This is a genomic window from Halanaerobium saccharolyticum (genome assembly GCF_004362045.1).
GTDB classification, from domain to species: Bacteria; Bacillota; Halanaerobiia; order Halanaerobiales; family Halanaerobiaceae; genus Halanaerobium; species Halanaerobium saccharolyticum_C.
In genome coordinates this window covers 1-17,819 of the sequence record NZ_SNWX01000030.1, presented here as the reverse complement: position 1 = coordinate 17,819, position 17,819 = coordinate 1, and the positions used below count along the sequence as shown (strand labels likewise).

Sequence of the window (17,819 nt, the reverse complement as noted above, 5' to 3'; positions counted from 1 at the left end):
AAATAATCACCTCATTATATATTATGGTCATTTGTTCATTTAACTGTTATAACTATAACACTTTTTTATTTTCAATTCAAGTAATAAAATTACGCAGAAATAATTTTTTTTATTATAGATTTTCATTTTACTCTATTTTAGGATAGAATAATAGATAAGACACTTATTTTTGTTAAACTACTAAAATAATTTAAGTTAATCTGAATTATAATTAAAACTTTTAATAAATTTATCAAAGGGTGTAAATAAATGAGAAAAGAAAGATTAATCACTTATCCGGAAAGCCTGCAATTAAAAAATAGCATCTATATTGATGCAAGAACTGAAGCTGAATATCAGGAAGCTACAATTCCAGGTGCAGTTAATATAGAATTACTCAATCATGAAGAAAGAAAAATCATCGGTACTATATATAAACAGCAGAGCCCAAAAAAAGCAAAGCTAAAAGGTGTTGAGTTAGTTTCTCCAAAAATTCCAGATTTAATCGCAGAAGTTAATCAACTTGCTCAAAATTATGATAATCTAATAATATTCTGTTCTCGCGGAGGTCTAAGAAGTAAGAGTCTGGCTGAATTTTCAGATCTGGCAGGTATTGAGGTTTACAGATTGGAAGGCGGCTATAAACATTACCGCCATTATATTCTTGAGAAACTAGAAAACTATAAATTCAAAGGACAGATTGTAGTTCTCCACGGAAACACTGGAGTTGGGAAAACCTATATCTTAAAAGAACTAGAAAAAATGGGAGCAAATATTATCGACCTGGAAGGAATCGCAAATCACAGAGGTTCAGCCTTTGGCAGTATAGGTCTTAAAAAACCATTTAATCAGAAATATTTTGAATCATTACTCTGGGAAGAATTAAAAATAAAAGATCAAAAAAATGAAGTTATTTTTGTAGAGGCCGAAAGCAGAAGAGTTGGTCATTCTGTTATCCCAGATTTTTTTCATCAAAAAATGAAAGCCGGTGAAGACCTGTTAATCACCGCCTCTATGCAAAAAAGGGTAGAAAATATTTATTTAGAATATATTAAAGATATAGAAAAAAATCAGGATGCATTTATTGACAGAGTTTTAGAATCTCTAACAGCAATTAAAAAATATATAATCAAAAAAGCAGGTAAAGAATCTTATTTTAAGCTTTTAGAGCTGGCTGAAAAGGCAAAATTTAAAGAGTTAACTGAAATTCTCTTAGAAGAATATTATGATCCAATGTATGAACATTCTCAGAAAAAAGTTAATAATTATGAAGCTGAAATCAGGGCTGAAAACATAAAGGAAGCAGCCCGCAAAATTTTGGACCACTACCAGATTTAGAAAGGGATTTTACTCTACTGGTATTCTCCATTTTTGATTAGTTTATAATTTCCACTTCTCAATAGAGAACAAAGATCGCTCACTGCTGCCGGCATTTTATCAGCTGCAAGTCCTCCCCGGCCCAGATCTTCAGCTTCATGAAAATCAGAACCAGATATCATGTTTAGATCATGTTCTTCTGCATAACTTAATGCTTTATCATTTTTTGAATTATGACGAGGATTACCATTATAAACTTCCAGACCATCCAAAAGATTAGCAGCCGCTGGTGCCATTCCTGGTCGAAAAGGATGAGCCTGATAGATTAAAATTTCTTCATTTTGATCAATAGTTAAAGTTCTAAATTCTTCTAGAGATAATCGATGCAGATTAGGATGATTGATTAAAAAGTCTTCTTTTAATCCATAAATTAAATATTCATTTGGATCATCATTAAATTTAATCTCAAGTCCCAGAAAAACTTTAAAATTTAGATTTTTAGCAGCCTGACAGGCAGTTTTATAACCCTTTAAATATTTTTCGATCTGCTTTTCCCAGCTCAAATTAGTTAACTTGTCGAAAAAGCGAGCATAATAATGATCAGTTAAAACCAAAACATTAAAACCAGCTTTAGAATATTTCCTTATTACTTCTTCTGCACCAATTGACCCACAGCGGCTGCTTTCAGCACTGTGGGCATGCAGTTCAATTTTAAATTTATCCATAATTCAGCTCCTCTGTTTTTTACCATTTTCCTTGATGAATAATATCATCACTCAATCTATCTACCTCTCCTTTTTCTTCAGCAGGATAACCAATTGAAATTAAAGAAAGTGTTTTTGCGTTTTCAGGTACATCTAAATACTCACTTATTGCTTTTTCTCTATCCTCAGCCGGGTGACAGCCAATCCAGACTGCACCAAGTTCTAAAGAAACAGCCTCCAGTAAAATGTTTTGAGTTGCTGCCGCACAGTCCTGAACCCAGAAACCCTGATGTCTCTGCTGATCCAGATCCGCACAGACTGCAATTGCCAGTGGTGCTTCTTTTAACATTTTGGCATAAGGATGAATTTCAGCCAGCTGGTCAAGGTGTTCTCTAGCTTTAATCACAATAAAATGCCAGGGCTGCTCATTCCCGGCTGATGGAGCAGCCACTGCTGCTTTCAGCAATTTCTGGATTTTTTCTTCTTCAACCTCTTTGTCCATATATTTTCTAATACTTCTGCGTTCAAAAATTTCTTTCATTCCTTATCTCCTCCTCTGTTAATATTATATAATTTATTTTTAAAAAATCAAAAAAGCCCCCAGCCTAAACTGGGGACTCAATTTCATTAATTAAATTATACAATAATTATACTTTGTTTTTACTATTATTAGCAATTAAGACTGCAAATATTACAAGCAGTGCTGCAACAAGCCAGCCAAAGGTAAGAAGTTCACTCATCGGATATCCTCCATATGCAGCACTAAATTCTGAAATGGTATTTTGAATAAATCCAATACCAATAAACAAAGGTGCTACTACCTTAATCATTGCTTTCCAACCCCCACCAATATGCAGATCAGAACTGGCATTCATATTATCTTTAATCTTATCCAGATCAAAGGCATAACTTAAGACCAGCATTTCCACTAATCCTACTACCAGCAAACCAAAAATATTAACAAAGTGATCAACAATATCTAAGATAGCTAAACCACCCTGGGTAACCATTGGTACCCCAAGCAAAAATCCAACTATCGAAACTATAGTTACAGCTTTTTTACGACTTAAACTAAAGTTATCGATTAGTGATGATACTACTGATTCAATCAGCGAGATACTGGATGAAAGTCCTGCAATTGTTAAAGAAAAGAAAAAGGCAAAGCCAAATAACTGTGGTAAGCCCGGCAATAAATTTATAGCCTTCGGAAAAGCGATAAAAGCAAGTCCGATACCAGAAGTTGCCACATCTCCAATTGCTACTCCCTGCTGGGTAGCCATATATCCAAGTATACCAAAAACACCAAAACCTACTACTATACTAAAAACACTATTTGCTAAAGCAGCAATAATTCCATTTTTAACTACATCTGATTTTTTAGGCAGATAACTGGAATAAGCAATCATAATTCCAAAACCAAGACTTAAAGTAAAGAAGATCTGTCCATAAGCACCAACCCAGATATTCCAATCCAAAATTTTGGAAAAATCAGGTGTAATAAATGCTTTTACTCCTTCCATTGCTCCCGGAAGTGTAACTCCTCTAAATACAATTACTAGAACCATCGCAGCTAAAAGAGGCATAAAAATCTTACTCGCTTTTTCAATTCCCTTTTCCACTCCACCAGCAATGATTAAATAATTAATTAACCAGATTGCAAGTAAAGCAAAAAATATTGGCCACTGAATTCCACCTAATTCAAAAGCACTACCAGAAAAATTCAGAAATTCACCAAAGAAAAATCCTTCTGGATCAGCTGTCCAACCCAGCGAAAATGATTCAAACACAAATAACAAACTCCAGGCTATAATAACAATATAATAAACTGTTACTACAAAAGCAATTAATATTGACCACCAGCCAACCCATTCAAATTTTTCGTTAATTTTACGAAAAGAGCTGGGGGCAGAGTTTCTTGTAAAAAATCCAAAACCCATTTCAAGTAATAATAGCGGTATACCTGCAGTTATTAGGGCAAATAAATATGGAAATAAGAATGCTCCACCACCATTTTCATATGCCTGATATGAAAAACGCCAGATATTACCAAGCCCTACTGCTGAACCAATTGTTGCTAAAATAAAACCAAGTCTACTTCCCCATTGATCACGTTTCTGTTCCATTTCATTTTCCTCCTTGTCTTCTTTTCTACTCATTTTTACCTGATATATCCTGGCTCAGCTAAACTAAAATTTAAAATATACTCAAAATAACATTATAGCTCATCTAAAAATACAATCATCAACTTACTTCTAAATAATAATTACTTTTGTTAATTTCACTGATTGTATACTATCCTCAACTCATCTATTCAGGTTGAATGTATTATAACAAATATATAGAATGATTTCCAGCTTTTATGAGAAAAAACAATTAAATGTATTTGATTTTACTTAATCGTTTTCAGAGCTGATTTTAATTTTACTATTTTACAAATAACACCAGCAGTAAAGTTACTGAAATTTTAAAATTGATGCCCGCCGCCTAATATGATAAAATAAACAGGCAAAAGTAAATATTATAAGCAAAATAACAAGGAGGATTTATTTATGGAGAGAGAAAACTGGACTTCCAGATTAGGTTTTATTCTGGCTGCATCTGGATCTGCCATTGGTCTTGGCAATATCTGGCGTTTCCCGTTTATTACTGGAACTAATGGGGGCGCAATTTTTATTTTAATCTATTTAGCTGCAATTTTATTTATTGGTTATCCAATTTTAGTTTCAGAAATGTCCCTGGGAAGAATTACTGCTAAAAATCCGATTGGAGCTTTTAAAAAGATGGCACCTGACTCTGCCTGGCCGCTGGTCGGAGCTCTTGGTGTGTTATCGGGTTTTGTAATTTTAAGCTATTACTCTGTTGTGGCAGGATGGGGAATGTCCTATATTTTTAAGTCTTTAAGCTTTACTGCAGAAAGCAATTTTCCGGCAATATTTTCGGGGCATATCAGCAGTTTTGCTGAACCAATTATCTGGCATGGAATTTTTATGTTTTTAACAATTGCCGTTATTGGTGCGGGAGTTGTTAATGGAATCCAGAAATTGGTCAAAATTTTAATGCCCATTTTATTTGCAATAATCTTTTTACTGATCATTCGTTCTGTGACACTGGAGGGAGCTGGAGCCGGTTTAAGTTTTTACTTAAAACCTAATTTTTCTGCAATTAGTTTTCAGACCTTTGCTGATGCCATCTCACAGGCATTTTTTACATTAAGCCTTGGTATGGGAGCAATGATTACTTATGGAAGTTATTTAAGTGAAAAAGAAAGTATTAGTGAGAGTGCTGGCTATGTCTTAATTTTTGATACTGCAGTAGCTTTACTGGCAGGTTTTGCGATTTTCCCTGCAGTTTTTGCGTTTGGACTTGATCCGGCTTCTGGACCTGGTCTAACATTCATTACTTTACCTGCAGTTTTTACACAGATGCCCTTTGGAACATTTTTTTCAGTGATTTTCTTTTTACTGCTGACAATTGCAGCCTTAACTTCTTCAATCTCAATGCTCGAAGTTGTGGTAGCCTTTTTAGTTGATGAATATCAATGGAAAAGAAAAAAAGCATCCTATCTCATGGGTTTTTTAATCTTTTTAATTGGAATCCCGCCGCTTTTAGGTTACAGCTCATTTTCTAATTTCAGTTTTTTGGGTATGGATGTCCTTGACACTTATGACTGGTTTTCTAATTCAATCTTTCTGCCAACAGGTGGTATTTTAACTTCGATCTTTGTTGGTCATATCTGGGGCAGTAAAAATGCAGTTAAAGAAGCCAATAAAAACAGCCGTTTTAAAATTGGAAGTATTTATTCTATACTGTTGAAATATATTGTGCCGGCAGCTGTTTTATTTATTATGCTTTTTAATATCTATCAGACAATTTAATTATGAGTCAATAAATTTTAGGAGGTTCAATTTTGGTAAAAAATAAAGATTTATGTGTTCATTATGATCGCTGTGGAGGTTGTTCAATTCAGGAAGTTCCTTATTCTGAGCAGCTCGAGAACAAGAAAAATACTCTTTTAAATATTTTTAAAGAAAAAGAAATAGATATTGACAACTTTGAAGGAATTCTGGCAAGTCCTGATATTTATGAATACCGAAATAATATGGAATTTAGCTTTGGAGATTTAAAAAAAGGTGGCAAACTGCAGCTGGGTATGCATCCCCAGGGTAGAATGTTTGATGTAATTACAGTTGATCAATGCTTATTAGTTGATCAGGATTTTAGAGATATTTTAAGTACTATTATAGATTACTGCCGGGCAAATGAATTTAAAAAATATCATGTTAAATTAAGAGAGGGTTTTTTGCGCAATTTAGTAATTAGAAAAGGTATTAATACTGGAGAAGTTGCAGCCAATCTGGTTACTACCAGTCAGCAGGATCATGATTTCTCTCAACTGACTGAGAAGTTAAAGACTCTTGCTTTAAAAGGGGAGCTTGTGGGTTTTGTGCAGACTATTAATGATGGTTTTTCGGATCAGGTAAGCTGTGATGAAATGAAAATCTACCACGGCCGCAACTACTTTTATGATCAGCTGCTGGATAATAAATTTAAAATAGATTCTCTTTCTTTTTTTCAGACCAATACAAAAGGGGCTGAACTATTATATTCTGAGGCAGAAAAATATATTGGCAGTGCAAAAGAGAAAATAGTATATGACCTTTACTGTGGAGCTGGTACCATTTCTCAATCTATCGCTGCTGACGCTGCAAAAATCTATGGGATAGAAATTGATCCAGATGCTGCAGAAAGAGCAGCAGAAAATGCTGAAATGAATAATGTGCAGAATACAGAGTATATTGCTGGAGATGTGCTGGAAGAAATCAATAATATTGAACAGCAGTCCGATCTGCTGATTATTGACCCTCCCAGACCGGGCATCAACCCTAAAGCCCTAACTAAAATTGCTGCAGCAGATTCAGATGAGATTTTATATATCTCCTGTAATCCAAAAAGCCTGGCCAGGGACTTAAAAGAACTGGAAATTCATAACTATAAATTAGAAAAATTTAAAGCTGTAGATATGTTTCCCCATACAAAACATTTAGAAGTAATTACTCTTTTAAAGAAAGTCTAAATATAGCTTCAATATTAAATAAACAGATATCCTATCACTAAACAAAAAAACCGGCCAATGCAGACTAAATTTTAAGTAAACACTGCAGCAGCCGGTTTTCTTTTATCTAAATTATTTCTTTGCTTTTTACTAGAATTATGCAAGAAAAGTATTGATCCCAATTATTAATAAAATAAAGCCCCCAACATAATCTGCATATTTTTCCACTAAAGCAATATGTTTAATATAGTTAACAATTTTAAAAGCAGCTGCTGTAATTACAGCAGCAATAAGGCCAATTATTAATGAATCCTGAAAGATCAGAGAATAATCTAAACTAAAAAGAAGTGAAAATCCAGCACCCAGAGCATCAATGCTGACACTTACTCCAAGCACAACCACAGTCCAGAAACTTAGCTGTCTGTATATACACTCTTCTCCGTTTTTGTATCCCTCTCGAATCAGAAAAATACCGAGTAAAAATATCACCGCTCCACTAAAATAATTAGAAATAGTAAAGAAATTTGTATCAATATAGTTTCCTGCTAATCCACCAGTTAAAGCAAAGAAAAATTGAAAAAAGCCAAATGAAATTATAACCTTAAATTTCTCTCTCAGATTTGTTCTAGTTCCACAGCCAATTGCCATTGTGACACCTGCAGCATCAAGTGCTAATGCCAGTGCTACTAGTAAAATATTAATTTAAAACCCCTCCAAAAACAATTTATTATTTTCCTCATCTCCATTGAGTCTAAAAATTAATTTGATTCAGTACTAATATTATAAGTTATCTCTCCTAAAGATGCAATTAGATCCCACAATCTTATTTGATTTTACTATAAAACAATTGCACAAAAATAAAAACATGCTCTAAAATTACTGATTAAAATTTGAAGTTTCACTTTAGTTAAAATTTCTGCTATAATTAAGTTAACAATTACTGAGGAGGAAAAATTATGGAGCATAATAGTTTAGAAACTGCAAAAGCAGCTATTAAAATGGCTATTTCTACTCGAAGTGAAGAAAAACAATTAAAAAAAGATTTTGCAGCTGATGAGATAAATACTGCGGCTGTGGACTTTGGTGGTGAATTCAATAAATCTGTTCCAGAAATCATTGAAAGAGCAGTTATTGCTGCCAAAAGAGAAAATATAATAGACGAATCACATGTTGCCCAGGGAGCAGTTGCTGGAGCAGCTCATGATGCAGTTACCCAGATTATGCCCAGAACAATGGGTTTAAATGTAGGAGGTAAAATTGGTGTTGCCCGCAGTGGGGAACATATAGTTGTTGCTGTCTTTTTTGGGGTAGGTATGTTTAATTTAAATGAAGTTACTGTTGGTTTAAGTCATCGTTCATTACTTGATAAAGGGGATTAATTAGTTAATTAAATCATTATTTTATATGGGCTCATTAAGTTGACAAAGGTACACATATAATAGTATAATAAAGAAAATCAAATAACTGGTAGCATGGTAATACGGTAGGAGAATTTGTAGGGAAGCTAAAGCTATTTGTTTAAACAAGGGGTATCTTTACCTAATTTAGGCGAAATAGCTAAAAGCAATTAAACACTCCACCAGGAGTGTTTTTTTTATTATCCCCACTACCAGTTAGAAAGGGGAATAAAAAATGGAAAAAAATATCTCGATTTTAGTAATTTTATCAGTTTTATTAGTCTTAGTTAGCAGCTTAGCAGGTGCCCAGGAGTATAGAATAGGTATTTCGCAATTTGTGGAACATCCAGCTCTGGACGCAGCCCGGGAAGGTTTTATTGAAGGACTTACAGCCGCTGGATTTAGTAAAGAAAACATCGAATTTATTGTGCAAAATGCCCAGGCTGATTTTGCAACTGCTCAATCTATTGCTCAACAGTTTAGAGGAGACAATCTAGATTTAATCCTGACAATTGCTACTCCTAATGCTCAGGCTGCAGCAAATGTAATTACAGATACACCAGTATTATTTACGGCTGTAACTGATCCTGTAAAGGCTGGTATAGTTGAAAGCATGGAAGTTCCAGGCGGAAATATGACTGGAACTACAGACATGAATCCAGTAGAAAAACAGATTGAATTAATTAAAGAATTTATTCCGGAAATAACTGATCTGGGAGTTCTTTATAATCCTGGTGAAGTAAACTCAGTTGTTCAGATTGATCTGGTAAAAAAGGTTACAGCAGAAATGGGAATTAAACTACACGAAGCTACAGTCAGCAATAGTAGTGAAGTTAGTCTTGCCGCTTCTTCTCTAGTCGGAGATGTTGATGCAGTTTATGTCCCTACAGACAATATTATAGTATCTGCTTTACCTTCTGTTTTAAATATTACCAATCAAAATAATATCCCTGTATTTGCATCAGAGAATGGACAGGTTAGACAGGGCTCAATTGCTACTTTAGGAATTGACTATAAATTATTGGGTATTCAAACTGGTAAAATGGCAGCACAAATTTTAAATGGAGCTGATCCTGCAGAAATGGCTGTACAATCTTCAGATCAATTAAAATTATATCTAAATAAAAAAGCTGCTGAAAATTTAAATCTTGAAATACCTGCTGCTGTCTTAGACAGAGCTGATGTAATTTATGAAGAAATTACACAGGAATAAAATTAAGAATTATTTTAAATAAAATATGTAGTTTAGAAATGATGTGAGGTGTGTTATGAATCTAAGTTTTGCAATTACGTCTTTAGAACAGGGTCTGGCTTTCGGAATCATGGCTCTGGGGGTATTTATATCTTTTAGAATCCTTGATTTTGCGGATCTTACTGTAGACGGCAGCCTTCCTCTGGGAGCTGCTGTTTCGGCAAGATTACTCACAATGGGGATGAATCCATTTTTGTCACTGGGAGCAGCTATCATTGCAGGTGGCTTTGCCGGAGCAATTACAGGTTTTTTAAATACTAAATTAAAAATTGCTCCTCTTCTATCCGGTATTTTGACTATGACTTCTTTGTATTCTATTAACCTGAGGGTAATGGGCAGGCCTAATATACCGCTGATAGGAAAGGATACAATTTTCTCTTTTATTAGAGATCTTGGTGTCCCTTATCCCTGGAATAATTTACTCTTGTTAATTGTAATAATAGTTGCTGTTAAATTAGTTCTGGATGCATTTTTAAATACCCAGATTGGTTTTGCTCTGAGAGCTACTGGAGATAACCCGCAGATGATTAGAAGTATGGGAATCAGTACAAATTCTATGAAAATGCTGGGATTAATAATTTCCAACGCTTTAGTTGCTCTTTCCGGTGCTCTTGTTGGTCAGTATCAGGGATTTGCAGATGTAAATATGGGAGTTGGTACAATTGTGGCCGGTCTGGCATCAGTAATCATTGGTGAGGTTGTAATAGGAGAAAGGTCCATTATGATTGCAACTATGGGAGTTATTATTGGTTCAATTCTTTATCGTTTCAGTATTTCTATTGCTCTGAACCTGGGACTTGCAGCTTCTGATTTAAAATTATTAACAGCTATTCTGGTTATTATTTTCCTATCAACTCCAAGAATAAAAAAAGCATTGAGGTGATAAAAAATGCTGAAAGTCAAAAATTTAGAAAAAATATTTTACAGAGGTACTCCAAATGAGAATATAGCAATTAATAAAATTGATTTAACTGTTAATGAAGGAGATTTTATTACAATAGTAGGTAGTAACGGAGCAGGTAAGTCAACTCTTTTAAATTCTATTGCCGGGGTTTTTCCCGTTGAAAATGGTACTATTATTCTGGATAATGAGGATATCACAAAAAAATCTGAGTATAAATGTGCTCAAGAGATTGGACGTGTTTTTCAGAATCCACTAGCCGGAACTTCCCCCGAAATGACAATCGAAGAAAATCTGTCACTGGCAATTTCTAAAAGTAATAATCTTTCTCTTAAATGGGGTTTAAGTAAACATAAAAGAGAAATTATGCGTAAACATCTGGAAAAAATTGATCTGGGACTAGAAAAAAGGCTGACAACCAAAGTTAAGCTTCTATCTGGAGGTCAGAGGCAGGCCTTAACACTTTTGATGGCTACTGTAGCCAATCCGCGTCTGTTATTATTGGATGAGCATACAGCCGCTCTAGATCCTGCAACAGCAATTAAAATTAAAAACTTAACTGCAGAATTGGTCAATGAAAACAATATAACTACTTTAATGATCACTCATAATATGGAAGATGCTATTAAGATGGGCAATCGTTTGATTATGATGGATGACGGCCAAATTATTTATGATATTAAAGCTGAAGAAAAAGAGGAACTTACAATAGAAAAACTGCTGAAAATGTTTGAAATTAAACACGGTGGTAAATTTAATAATGACCGCATGCTGCTCTCAGTTTAATAAAATAGATTTAATTAGTCAGGCTCCCTGATAAATGGGAGCCTTTTTTATTTATTTTTATTTATTTTTATTTATCTTGAATTCGGCAAGTAAAAAGTTAAAGTAGTTCTTTTTAGATTTTTGCCGTTAAAAAATCATTCCAATCTATTAAAATTAAATATTTAGTCTTAATTTAAATAACCAGTTAAAAAAATTTCCAGCTTCCAGATTTTAGACGCACTTAACTAAACTATGGTTTTCATAGCTTAAAAATCAGTCTAAACTGTACTGGTGGTTTTAATTTAGCACCACCTTCTTTCTAAAATCTGTTAACGCTTTTCTAAGATGTTTAATTGTTTTTTCCAGTATTTTATTTGGGGCAAAGCGGATGTGTTTGTACCAGCCGCTGCCGCAGATATTACCTGCTATTTTGTAAAAGATCCTTCTTAACGTTGTTATCTCATGATGGTGCATACTTTCAGGTAAGAAAGTTCTTTTAAACCAGTTATTAAGGTTAAAAGCAATCATTTTAATCAGTAAATACAGCTCATTACATTTGCGATTAATCTGAGTGTTCTGGTCAAAGGCAAAGCCTTCTTTCAGCTCGTCTATCTTGTTTTCAATATTACAGCGTTGGTTGTAGTCATTGAATACTTCTTCAGCTGTTAGATAGTCAACATTAGTAACTATGGCCTGATATTCATAGGTAAACTCTTCAAAAAGAAGCTGACCATTTTTGTTGCTTTTTGGTAATGATTTTTTGATTAAAACAAATCTACGCTCTCTATCCCAGCTTTTTAGCGGGACTCTAATTTCTGTAACACTAAATGTGTTATCGATTTTAACCCAGGGATATTGATCAGGATTTTCATTGACATAATCAATAATCTTTTTGACACCATTTTGCATTTTAGCTTTAATGACATATTCGATGCCGTTATCTTCACAGTATCTAAAGTTTTTCTGATCAAAGAAACCTCTATCTGCTCTGATTCTTTTTAGATACCAGGTTTTGGGTAGAGTCTCAATACAGGATTCTAAGAAACTAAGAAATTCATGGTTGCTGTGATGAGTACCTTCTTCCAGTGTCAGGTTAAGTAGTTCATCAGTTTTAGATATGATTCCCACTTTTTCTTTAAAAGAAGGTCTGCCTTTATACCTTGGATTATATCCATTTGCGGAACCTTCCTGATTACCAAAAACGGTACAGACTGTATCGTCAAAATCGAGGATCACTTCTTTAGCAGGCTGTGTTTTAGCAATTGTTGCTAGAAGATTTTTATTGAGCTCTCTCAGTTCATTTACACTTTCTTCTGGCATGGCTTTCAGAAGATCACGACATACTTTTTCACTGGGAACATTAAATTCTTTGATTTTTAGATATCCTGCATCTTCTCTAAGATTTTCATAATGAGAAAAGCGGGAATACCCTAGGATGGATGCATCAACCATAAAATCAATGATATCAGTAGGCTGATAGATTGCGTTAGCTGCTTTTTGATAACTAATATTATCTGAAATTAAAGATTTAAAATCTATACAGGATTTAGCAGCTTCCAGATAAGAAAAAGCTGGACAACTGGACACAGTATCACTATCAAATTTAGCTGGAATATTCAATTTGTTAAAACTATTTATTTTATTGTTGTTTTGTGGTAAACTCATATCAGAATCTCCTTTTTGGTTTTGGTATGGTTTTTGTGCTAAAAACATTTTACCACAAACCTTAAGGGAGATTCTATTTTTTTATTCAAAAAAATTTGAACTAGATTTTCTGTTTAAAGACTATCATAACTGCATTCGGTATTTTTACTTGCCGAATTCAAGTTTATTTTTATTTAAAAACATTAGCTTCCAAATTTTTATAATTAATTTTAATTTTTAAAATTTAATCTTAACTTCTTTTCCAGGCTTAAGAGTATATTCTTTTTCAAAAACACTAAATTTAAGTATTTCATTGTTTTCAACAGCTGCTGTTAATTTGAAACTATTCTGTCCTAAAACTGCTTTAAATTTTTTATCCTGATAATTTAAATTAAAGTTAACTTCTTTCCAGTCCTGACAGAGTACTGGTTTAAATGAGAGTCCTCTTTTATCAATTTTCATACCGGCAAAACCATTAACTATTAACTGCCAGATTCCACCGGCTGCTGCAGTATGGATCCCTCCAATAAAAGTACCTCCACTGACAGCTTTATTAGTACTCATTAAATCAATAAAAGCCGATTTTTTAAAATAATCATAGCATTCTTCTGCTCTTCCCAGTCTAGCAGCAACAACTGCATATTGAGAAGGGCTTAAAGAAGAACCGTGCTGAGTTCGTGGTTCATAATAATCATAATTGGCAGTCAGTACTTCCTCAGAAAATATATCATGTAAGGTAAATAGCTGTATTATATCAGCCTGTTTAATTACCTGAGTAAAAACGGCAACTCCATTTGGCCAGCCCCAGTATTCTTCCTGATCAATTAATCGGTTTTCTAATACTTCGGCTGTAGTATCTTCTAAGTCAAAATAGTCATCAAATTGTTCAATTAAATTATTTTGATCAGGCTGAGGTAAATAGATCTTTTCGGAAATTTCCTGCCAGGCTGTAACTTCTGACTCACTAAGTTGAATTTTTTCTATTAGCTGCTGCAGTTTTTCTGGATACTCATTTTCCATCTTATAATAGAAATAAATAGCTTTTTTTAGCGCAAATTGAGACTGATAGTTAGTAAAAGCATTATTATCTACATTTTCATGATACTCATCTGGGCCTAAAAGTCGAATAATCTCATACTGATCTTTATACTGATTAAAATGAATTCTGGAATGTAAAAAGCGGGCAACTTCAAATAAAATTTCCGCCCCATAATTAATTACAAAATCAAGATCCCCGCTTGCCAGATAGTAGTTCCAGATTGCATAACTGATATCCGGAGACACATGGATCTGCCAGTCATTAAAATGATTTCTAATTTTACGACCGCTGATTACATCTTTAAAGAAAAAAGAGGGGCACAATTCTTTTCCACTTTTACCTGATATCCAGGCATAAAATGCTCCTTCATAGCCCAAATCTTTAGCTTTTTTTCTAGCCCCATTTAAAGTATGATATCTATATTTTAAAATATTTTTTGCAGTTTCTGTTTCTGTAAACAAAAACATTGGTAAATTGAATATTTCTTGATCCCAGAAAGCAGCTCCCTGGTAAGCCTGACAGGATAGACCTCGAGCTCCAATTGGCAAATGCTCACTGTGGGCAGGTGCAGCAATAATGTTATGATAAAGATTGAATCTAACGGCCAGCTGATCCAGAAGATTCCCTTTAATTTCAATATCCATTAGTTTCCATTTTTCATCCCAGACTGCCTGATGTTTTTCTTTTAGTTTTTGATAGCCCAATTCCAGAGTTAACTCAGCATCCTTTATTGCAGAACTCAGTGGATTCTCTCGATCATTTCCGGAATAAACTATCATATTTCTTTCCAGCTCTATTTTTTCTGCTTCTGCTTCAATATTCAACAATAAATAAATTGATTTTTTTTCATTTTCAACTTTTAAATTCTTTATTTTACCTTTTATAAGCTTAAAAGAAAGAGCTGTTACTAGAGGTATTTTACTCTCTACTGTGTTAGCCTTTAAATATAAAATGTTTTTTTGGGAATCGTATTCACCTTTAAAGTTTTCAAGATGAGGTCCATTTAAATCCCAGACATCGCCATTTATTCCAAGCTTTAATTCTATTTTTTTCTTCTTAATTTTACTTATTTGATAATTATTTGCTATCAGATGTAAATTGTCATAGGAAGCAAATCTTTCTGAAACAATTTCAAGATCATTAACTGTTTTCGATTTAGATTTTCTCCTGAAAATACCATATTTATAATTAAAATTTAACTCAGTAATCATCTGATCCTGTTCTGGGTAATCTCCAAATTTTTGACCATCCACTCTTAACTCTGTTGTTAGTGCATTGGGTGAATTAGATAGTTCTTTCCATTTCCCATCTGCAAGATCATATGTATCTGTTATTACACAGGCCTGATACTGTTCCTTATCCCATTCATCTAGAGTTCCTCGATAGCCTAAATAGCCATTACCACATAATAAATTACTCCCATAATGAACAAATTGTTCTTCTTTTAAACCTTCAATTTGTAAATTCCAGTCATCTTTAATGCTGAAAAAATCTTCGTAGTTCAATTTAATACCTCCTGTATATATAAACTTTTATTCAAGTACATCCAGCCATTTAAAGTTGAGACATTTTCTATTAAGATAACAAAAAATAGAGCAGGCCATCCAGTTACAGAAAACTCATAACCCGGATGGCCTTATTTTCTCTAATTTCTAATCAGCCAGATATATATTTCTTAAAACAAATATCTTAAAATAACTTTCAGTCCAGTCTATCATTTTAACCTTTAACAGCACCTGCGGTTAAACCAGCAACAATACGTTTCTGGAAAATTAATACTAAAACTACAATTGGAATTGTAACAACAACTGCAGCAGCCATAATTTCTCCAAATGGCTCCTGCCGGGCAAATTCCCCCGAGAAATACTGGATAGCAACTGGAACTGTCCTGGCACTTGGATCAATAGATGTAAATGTGAGCGCAAATAGATACTCATTCCAGGCCTGAATAAATGCTAAAAGACCGGTGGTAACTAAAGCAGGAGCAGTTAATGGTAATAAGATCATATGAAAAGTCTGAAATGGAGTTGCTCCATCCACCTGAGCTGACTGCATAATTTCCTTGGGCAGATCTCTAAAAAATGATGTTAAAACCCAGGTGGTAAAAGGTAGAGTAAACAGCATATAAGTAAAGATCATACTAAAACGAGCACTTAAATTAAGAGCATTAATTACTGCATATAAACCAGATAATACAGTCACCTGAGGAAACATCGTCATTGCTAAAATCACATATAAAGCTGGTTCTTTACCCTTAAATCGTAATTTTCCTAAAGAAAAAGCTGCAAAAGAACCTACTATTAATGATAAGATAGTTGTTGAGGTTGCAACAATAGAACTGTTTACTAAACCACGTAAAAACTGTCCATTTTTAAAAATTGCAAAATAATTACGGGTAAAAATTGATATTTCACCAGTATCAGGATCTCTAGGTATTAAAGTAGCTGGTGTCATTGAAAGCTGAGCCTGAGATTTTAAAGACGAGTTTACAGCCCAGTAAAATGGAAATAATAAGTAAACAATTATTATTCCCAGCACAAAATAAAACAATATTTTTTTAAGTACTTTCTTTTGAGTTCTACTCATTCTGTATCAACTCCCAGTGCTTTCATGTAAGCTAAGGCAAAAAAGAATATTAAGATGAAAATAATAACTCCGATAGCTGAAGCCATTCCCATCTGTCTGGCAGAAATAAGCTGAAAATAATTAAAACTGGCCATTGAGTAGCGTTTTTGAGCTAATAATACCTGAAATACATCAAAAACTCTCAATGAATCTAAAGTTCTAAAAATCAAAGCCACTGCAACAGAGGGCTTTAATAGTGGTAATGTGATAGTAAAGAATTGACGCACTTTACTTGCTCCATCAACTTCTGCGGCTTCATATAATTCCTGCGGAATCAGCTGTAAACCCGCCAGGAGGAGTAATGCCATAAATGGAGTTGTTTTCCAGACATCAACAGCAATAATAGCAGGCATCTGGAGGCTGGGATTGGTCAGGAAAGAAAAATTACCGGATCCTATACCAAATTTGTCCAGCAGCATATTAAACAATCCAGCTCTTGTTGGCTGGAACATCCACTGCCACATTTTAGCTGAAACTACAGTTATTACAGCCCAGGGAACAAGCATAACTGCTCTCATCATTCCTCTTCCCTTAAACTCACTATTTACTACTAAAGCTACTCCCAGACCCAATAATGTTTCTATTAAAACTGAAAAAATAGTAAAAATTATTGTATTAAAAACAGCACTGATAAAATCTGGAGTAACAGCTCCAATCACATACTTATTGCCAAAAAAACTAAATATATATACGGGTCGATGCAGTTCTGGCTGTCTTGGTAATACCTGTATAGGAGTTTTGAAAATCTGCTCACCCGTTTCTTCATCAACTTTAATCTTACCTGTTTCTTCATCTATTACTGGTGGTAATTCTTCAATAGAAAAAGACAGTAATTTTTGATAATTTTCTAAACCTATAAATTCTGTTGTTCCTGTACCTGCAAAAGTCCGATTGGTAAAACTGGTATAAAAAACCTGCCCTAATGGATAAACAGCAATTACCAATAAAACAATTAAGGTTGGAGTCAATAATTTAAGAGCAAGTTTTTGTTCCTCTTTTCCTAACTTCGACATCCCCTTTTTTGCCATCAGTAAACCTCCTCATATTAAATCGAGTAGGAGGGAAATAATTAGTTTATTCCCCGTCCTCTCACACCACCACAGCGTACCGTTCGGTACTGGGCGGTTCATTAAGAATTAATTA

Annotated in this window: 15 protein-coding genes; 7 read left to right on the top strand and 8 right to left on the bottom strand. The window is 33.9% G+C overall.

Going from position 1 to position 17,819, the window contains the following annotated elements; translation table 11 throughout:
• The first annotated feature begins 249 nt into the window (after nucleotides 1–249).
• Nucleotides 250–1,317, top strand: coding sequence for a tRNA 2-selenouridine(34) synthase MnmH (mnmH, locus tag DFR79_RS13470; RefSeq protein WP_133515999.1), 1,068 nt, complete (start codon nucleotides 250–252; stop codon nucleotides 1,315–1,317).
• Nucleotides 1,318–1,331: 14 nt separating this feature from the next.
• Here the strand turns inward: mnmH and DFR79_RS13465 are convergent, their stop codons facing one another.
• From DFR79_RS13465 to DFR79_RS13455, 3 genes are all read right to left on the bottom strand, one after another.
• Entirely contained in the window at nucleotides 1,332–2,021 is a 690-nt protein-coding gene (locus DFR79_RS13465; RefSeq protein WP_133515998.1) for a PHP domain-containing protein, read from the bottom strand.
• A 19-nt stretch (nucleotides 2,022–2,040) separates the two neighbouring features.
• A complete protein-coding gene (locus tag DFR79_RS13460; protein WP_133515997.1) occupies nucleotides 2,041–2,541 on the bottom strand; it encodes a nitroreductase family protein in 501 nt (166 codons plus the stop codon).
• A gap of 106 nt (nucleotides 2,542–2,647) precedes the next feature.
• The gene (locus tag DFR79_RS13455) at nucleotides 2,648–4,123 is read right to left on the bottom strand and encodes a sodium-dependent transporter (protein WP_133515996.1); all 1,476 of its coding nucleotides are present in this window, start codon (nucleotides 4,121–4,123) and stop codon (nucleotides 2,648–2,650) included.
• Between the two features lie 426 nt (nucleotides 4,124–4,549).
• Between DFR79_RS13455 and DFR79_RS13450 the strand changes: the two genes are divergently transcribed.
• Nucleotides 4,550–5,875 carry a sodium-dependent transporter gene (locus DFR79_RS13450; protein ID WP_133515995.1) on the top strand — a complete coding sequence of 442 codons (1,326 nt, stop codon included), beginning with the start codon at nucleotides 4,550–4,552 and terminating at the stop codon, nucleotides 5,873–5,875.
• 32 nt (nucleotides 5,876–5,907) lie between these two features.
• Nucleotides 5,908–7,074, top strand: coding sequence for a 23S rRNA (uracil(1939)-C(5))-methyltransferase RlmD (rlmD, locus tag DFR79_RS13445; protein ID WP_133515994.1), 1,167 nt, complete (start codon nucleotides 5,908–5,910; stop codon nucleotides 7,072–7,074).
• Between the two features lie 135 nt (nucleotides 7,075–7,209).
• Here rlmD and DFR79_RS13440 read toward each other — a convergent pair whose 3' ends face one another.
• Nucleotides 7,210–7,701 carry a manganese efflux pump gene (locus tag DFR79_RS13440; RefSeq protein WP_243727803.1) on the bottom strand — a complete coding sequence of 164 codons (492 nt, stop codon included), beginning with the start codon at nucleotides 7,699–7,701 and terminating at the stop codon, nucleotides 7,210–7,212.
• Between the two features lie 308 nt (nucleotides 7,702–8,009).
• On the opposite strand from DFR79_RS13440, the gene DFR79_RS13435 reads away from it, so the two are divergent.
• The 4 genes from DFR79_RS13435 to DFR79_RS13420 all read left to right on the top strand — a co-directional run bounded on the left by DFR79_RS13435 (nucleotide 8,010) and on the right by DFR79_RS13420 (nucleotide 11,389).
• Nucleotides 8,010–8,432, top strand: coding sequence for a HutP family protein (locus DFR79_RS13435; RefSeq protein ID WP_133515993.1), 423 nt, complete (start codon nucleotides 8,010–8,012; stop codon nucleotides 8,430–8,432).
• 253 nt (nucleotides 8,433–8,685) lie between these two features.
• A complete protein-coding gene (locus DFR79_RS13430; protein ID WP_133515992.1) occupies nucleotides 8,686–9,663 on the top strand; it encodes an ABC transporter substrate-binding protein in 978 nt (325 codons plus the stop codon).
• 55 nt (nucleotides 9,664–9,718) lie between these two features.
• On the top strand, nucleotides 9,719–10,585 hold the full coding sequence (locus DFR79_RS13425) for an ABC transporter permease (RefSeq protein ID WP_133515991.1): 867 nt from the start codon (nucleotides 9,719–9,721) through the stop codon (nucleotides 10,583–10,585).
• Between the two features lie 6 nt (nucleotides 10,586–10,591).
• Complete coding sequence (locus DFR79_RS13420) at nucleotides 10,592–11,389, top strand: ABC transporter ATP-binding protein (protein WP_133515990.1); 798 nt, start codon at nucleotides 10,592–10,594, stop codon at nucleotides 11,387–11,389.
• 276 nt (nucleotides 11,390–11,665) lie between these two features.
• Here the strand turns inward: DFR79_RS13420 and DFR79_RS13415 are convergent, their stop codons facing one another.
• From DFR79_RS13415 to DFR79_RS13400, 4 genes are all read right to left on the bottom strand, one after another.
• Nucleotides 11,666–13,033: an IS1380 family transposase gene (locus tag DFR79_RS13415; protein WP_133515989.1), complete on the bottom strand. Its 1,368-nt coding sequence runs from the start codon at nucleotides 13,031–13,033 to the stop codon at nucleotides 11,666–11,668.
• Between the two features lie 216 nt (nucleotides 13,034–13,249).
• Nucleotides 13,250–15,556 (bottom strand): glycosyl hydrolase family 65 protein, encoded by a 2,307-nt coding sequence (locus DFR79_RS13410; RefSeq protein WP_133515988.1) that lies wholly within the window; start codon nucleotides 15,554–15,556, stop codon nucleotides 13,250–13,252.
• A 214-nt stretch (nucleotides 15,557–15,770) separates the two neighbouring features.
• Nucleotides 15,771–16,637, bottom strand: coding sequence for a carbohydrate ABC transporter permease (locus DFR79_RS13405; protein ID WP_133515987.1), 867 nt, complete (start codon nucleotides 16,635–16,637; stop codon nucleotides 15,771–15,773).
• Nucleotides 16,634–17,704 (bottom strand): carbohydrate ABC transporter permease, encoded by a 1,071-nt coding sequence (locus DFR79_RS13400; RefSeq protein WP_133515986.1) that lies wholly within the window; start codon nucleotides 17,702–17,704, stop codon nucleotides 16,634–16,636. The genes DFR79_RS13405 and DFR79_RS13400 overlap by 4 nt, the downstream gene beginning before the upstream one ends.
• Between the last annotated feature and the right edge of the window lie 115 nt (nucleotides 17,705–17,819).

Bases quoted from the DNA above. Each gene is read 5' to 3' on its own strand.
- DFR79_RS13400 (WP_133515986.1), bottom strand. From the start codon at position 17,704: ATGGCAAAAAAGGGGATGTCGAAGTTAGGAAAAGAGGAACAAAAACTT.
- DFR79_RS13450 (WP_133515995.1), top strand. From the start codon at position 4,550: ATGGAGAGAGAAAACTGGACTTCCAGATTAGGTTTTATTCTGGCTGCA.
- DFR79_RS13420 (WP_133515990.1), top strand. From the start codon at position 10,592: ATGCTGAAAGTCAAAAATTTAGAAAAAATATTTTACAGAGGTACTCCA.
- DFR79_RS13440 (WP_243727803.1), bottom strand. From the start codon at position 7,701: ATGGCAATTGGCTGTGGAACTAGAACAAATCTGAGAGAGAAATTTAAG.
- DFR79_RS13465 (WP_133515998.1), bottom strand. From the start codon at position 2,021: ATGGATAAATTTAAAATTGAACTGCATGCCCACAGTGCTGAAAGCAGC.
- DFR79_RS13455 (WP_133515996.1), bottom strand. From the start codon at position 4,123: ATGGAACAGAAACGTGATCAATGGGGAAGTAGACTTGGTTTTATTTTA.
- DFR79_RS13405 (WP_133515987.1), bottom strand. From the start codon at position 16,637: ATGAGTAGAACTCAAAAGAAAGTACTTAAAAAAATATTGTTTTATTTT.
- mnmH (WP_133515999.1), top strand. From the start codon at position 250: ATGAGAAAAGAAAGATTAATCACTTATCCGGAAAGCCTGCAATTAAAA.
- DFR79_RS13430 (WP_133515992.1), top strand. From the start codon at position 8,686: ATGGAAAAAAATATCTCGATTTTAGTAATTTTATCAGTTTTATTAGTC.
- DFR79_RS13415 (WP_133515989.1), bottom strand. From the start codon at position 13,033: ATGAGTTTACCACAAAACAACAATAAAATAAATAGTTTTAACAAATTG.
- DFR79_RS13435 (WP_133515993.1), top strand. From the start codon at position 8,010: ATGGAGCATAATAGTTTAGAAACTGCAAAAGCAGCTATTAAAATGGCT.
- DFR79_RS13460 (WP_133515997.1), bottom strand. From the start codon at position 2,541: ATGAAAGAAATTTTTGAACGCAGAAGTATTAGAAAATATATGGACAAA.
- DFR79_RS13425 (WP_133515991.1), top strand. From the start codon at position 9,719: ATGAATCTAAGTTTTGCAATTACGTCTTTAGAACAGGGTCTGGCTTTC.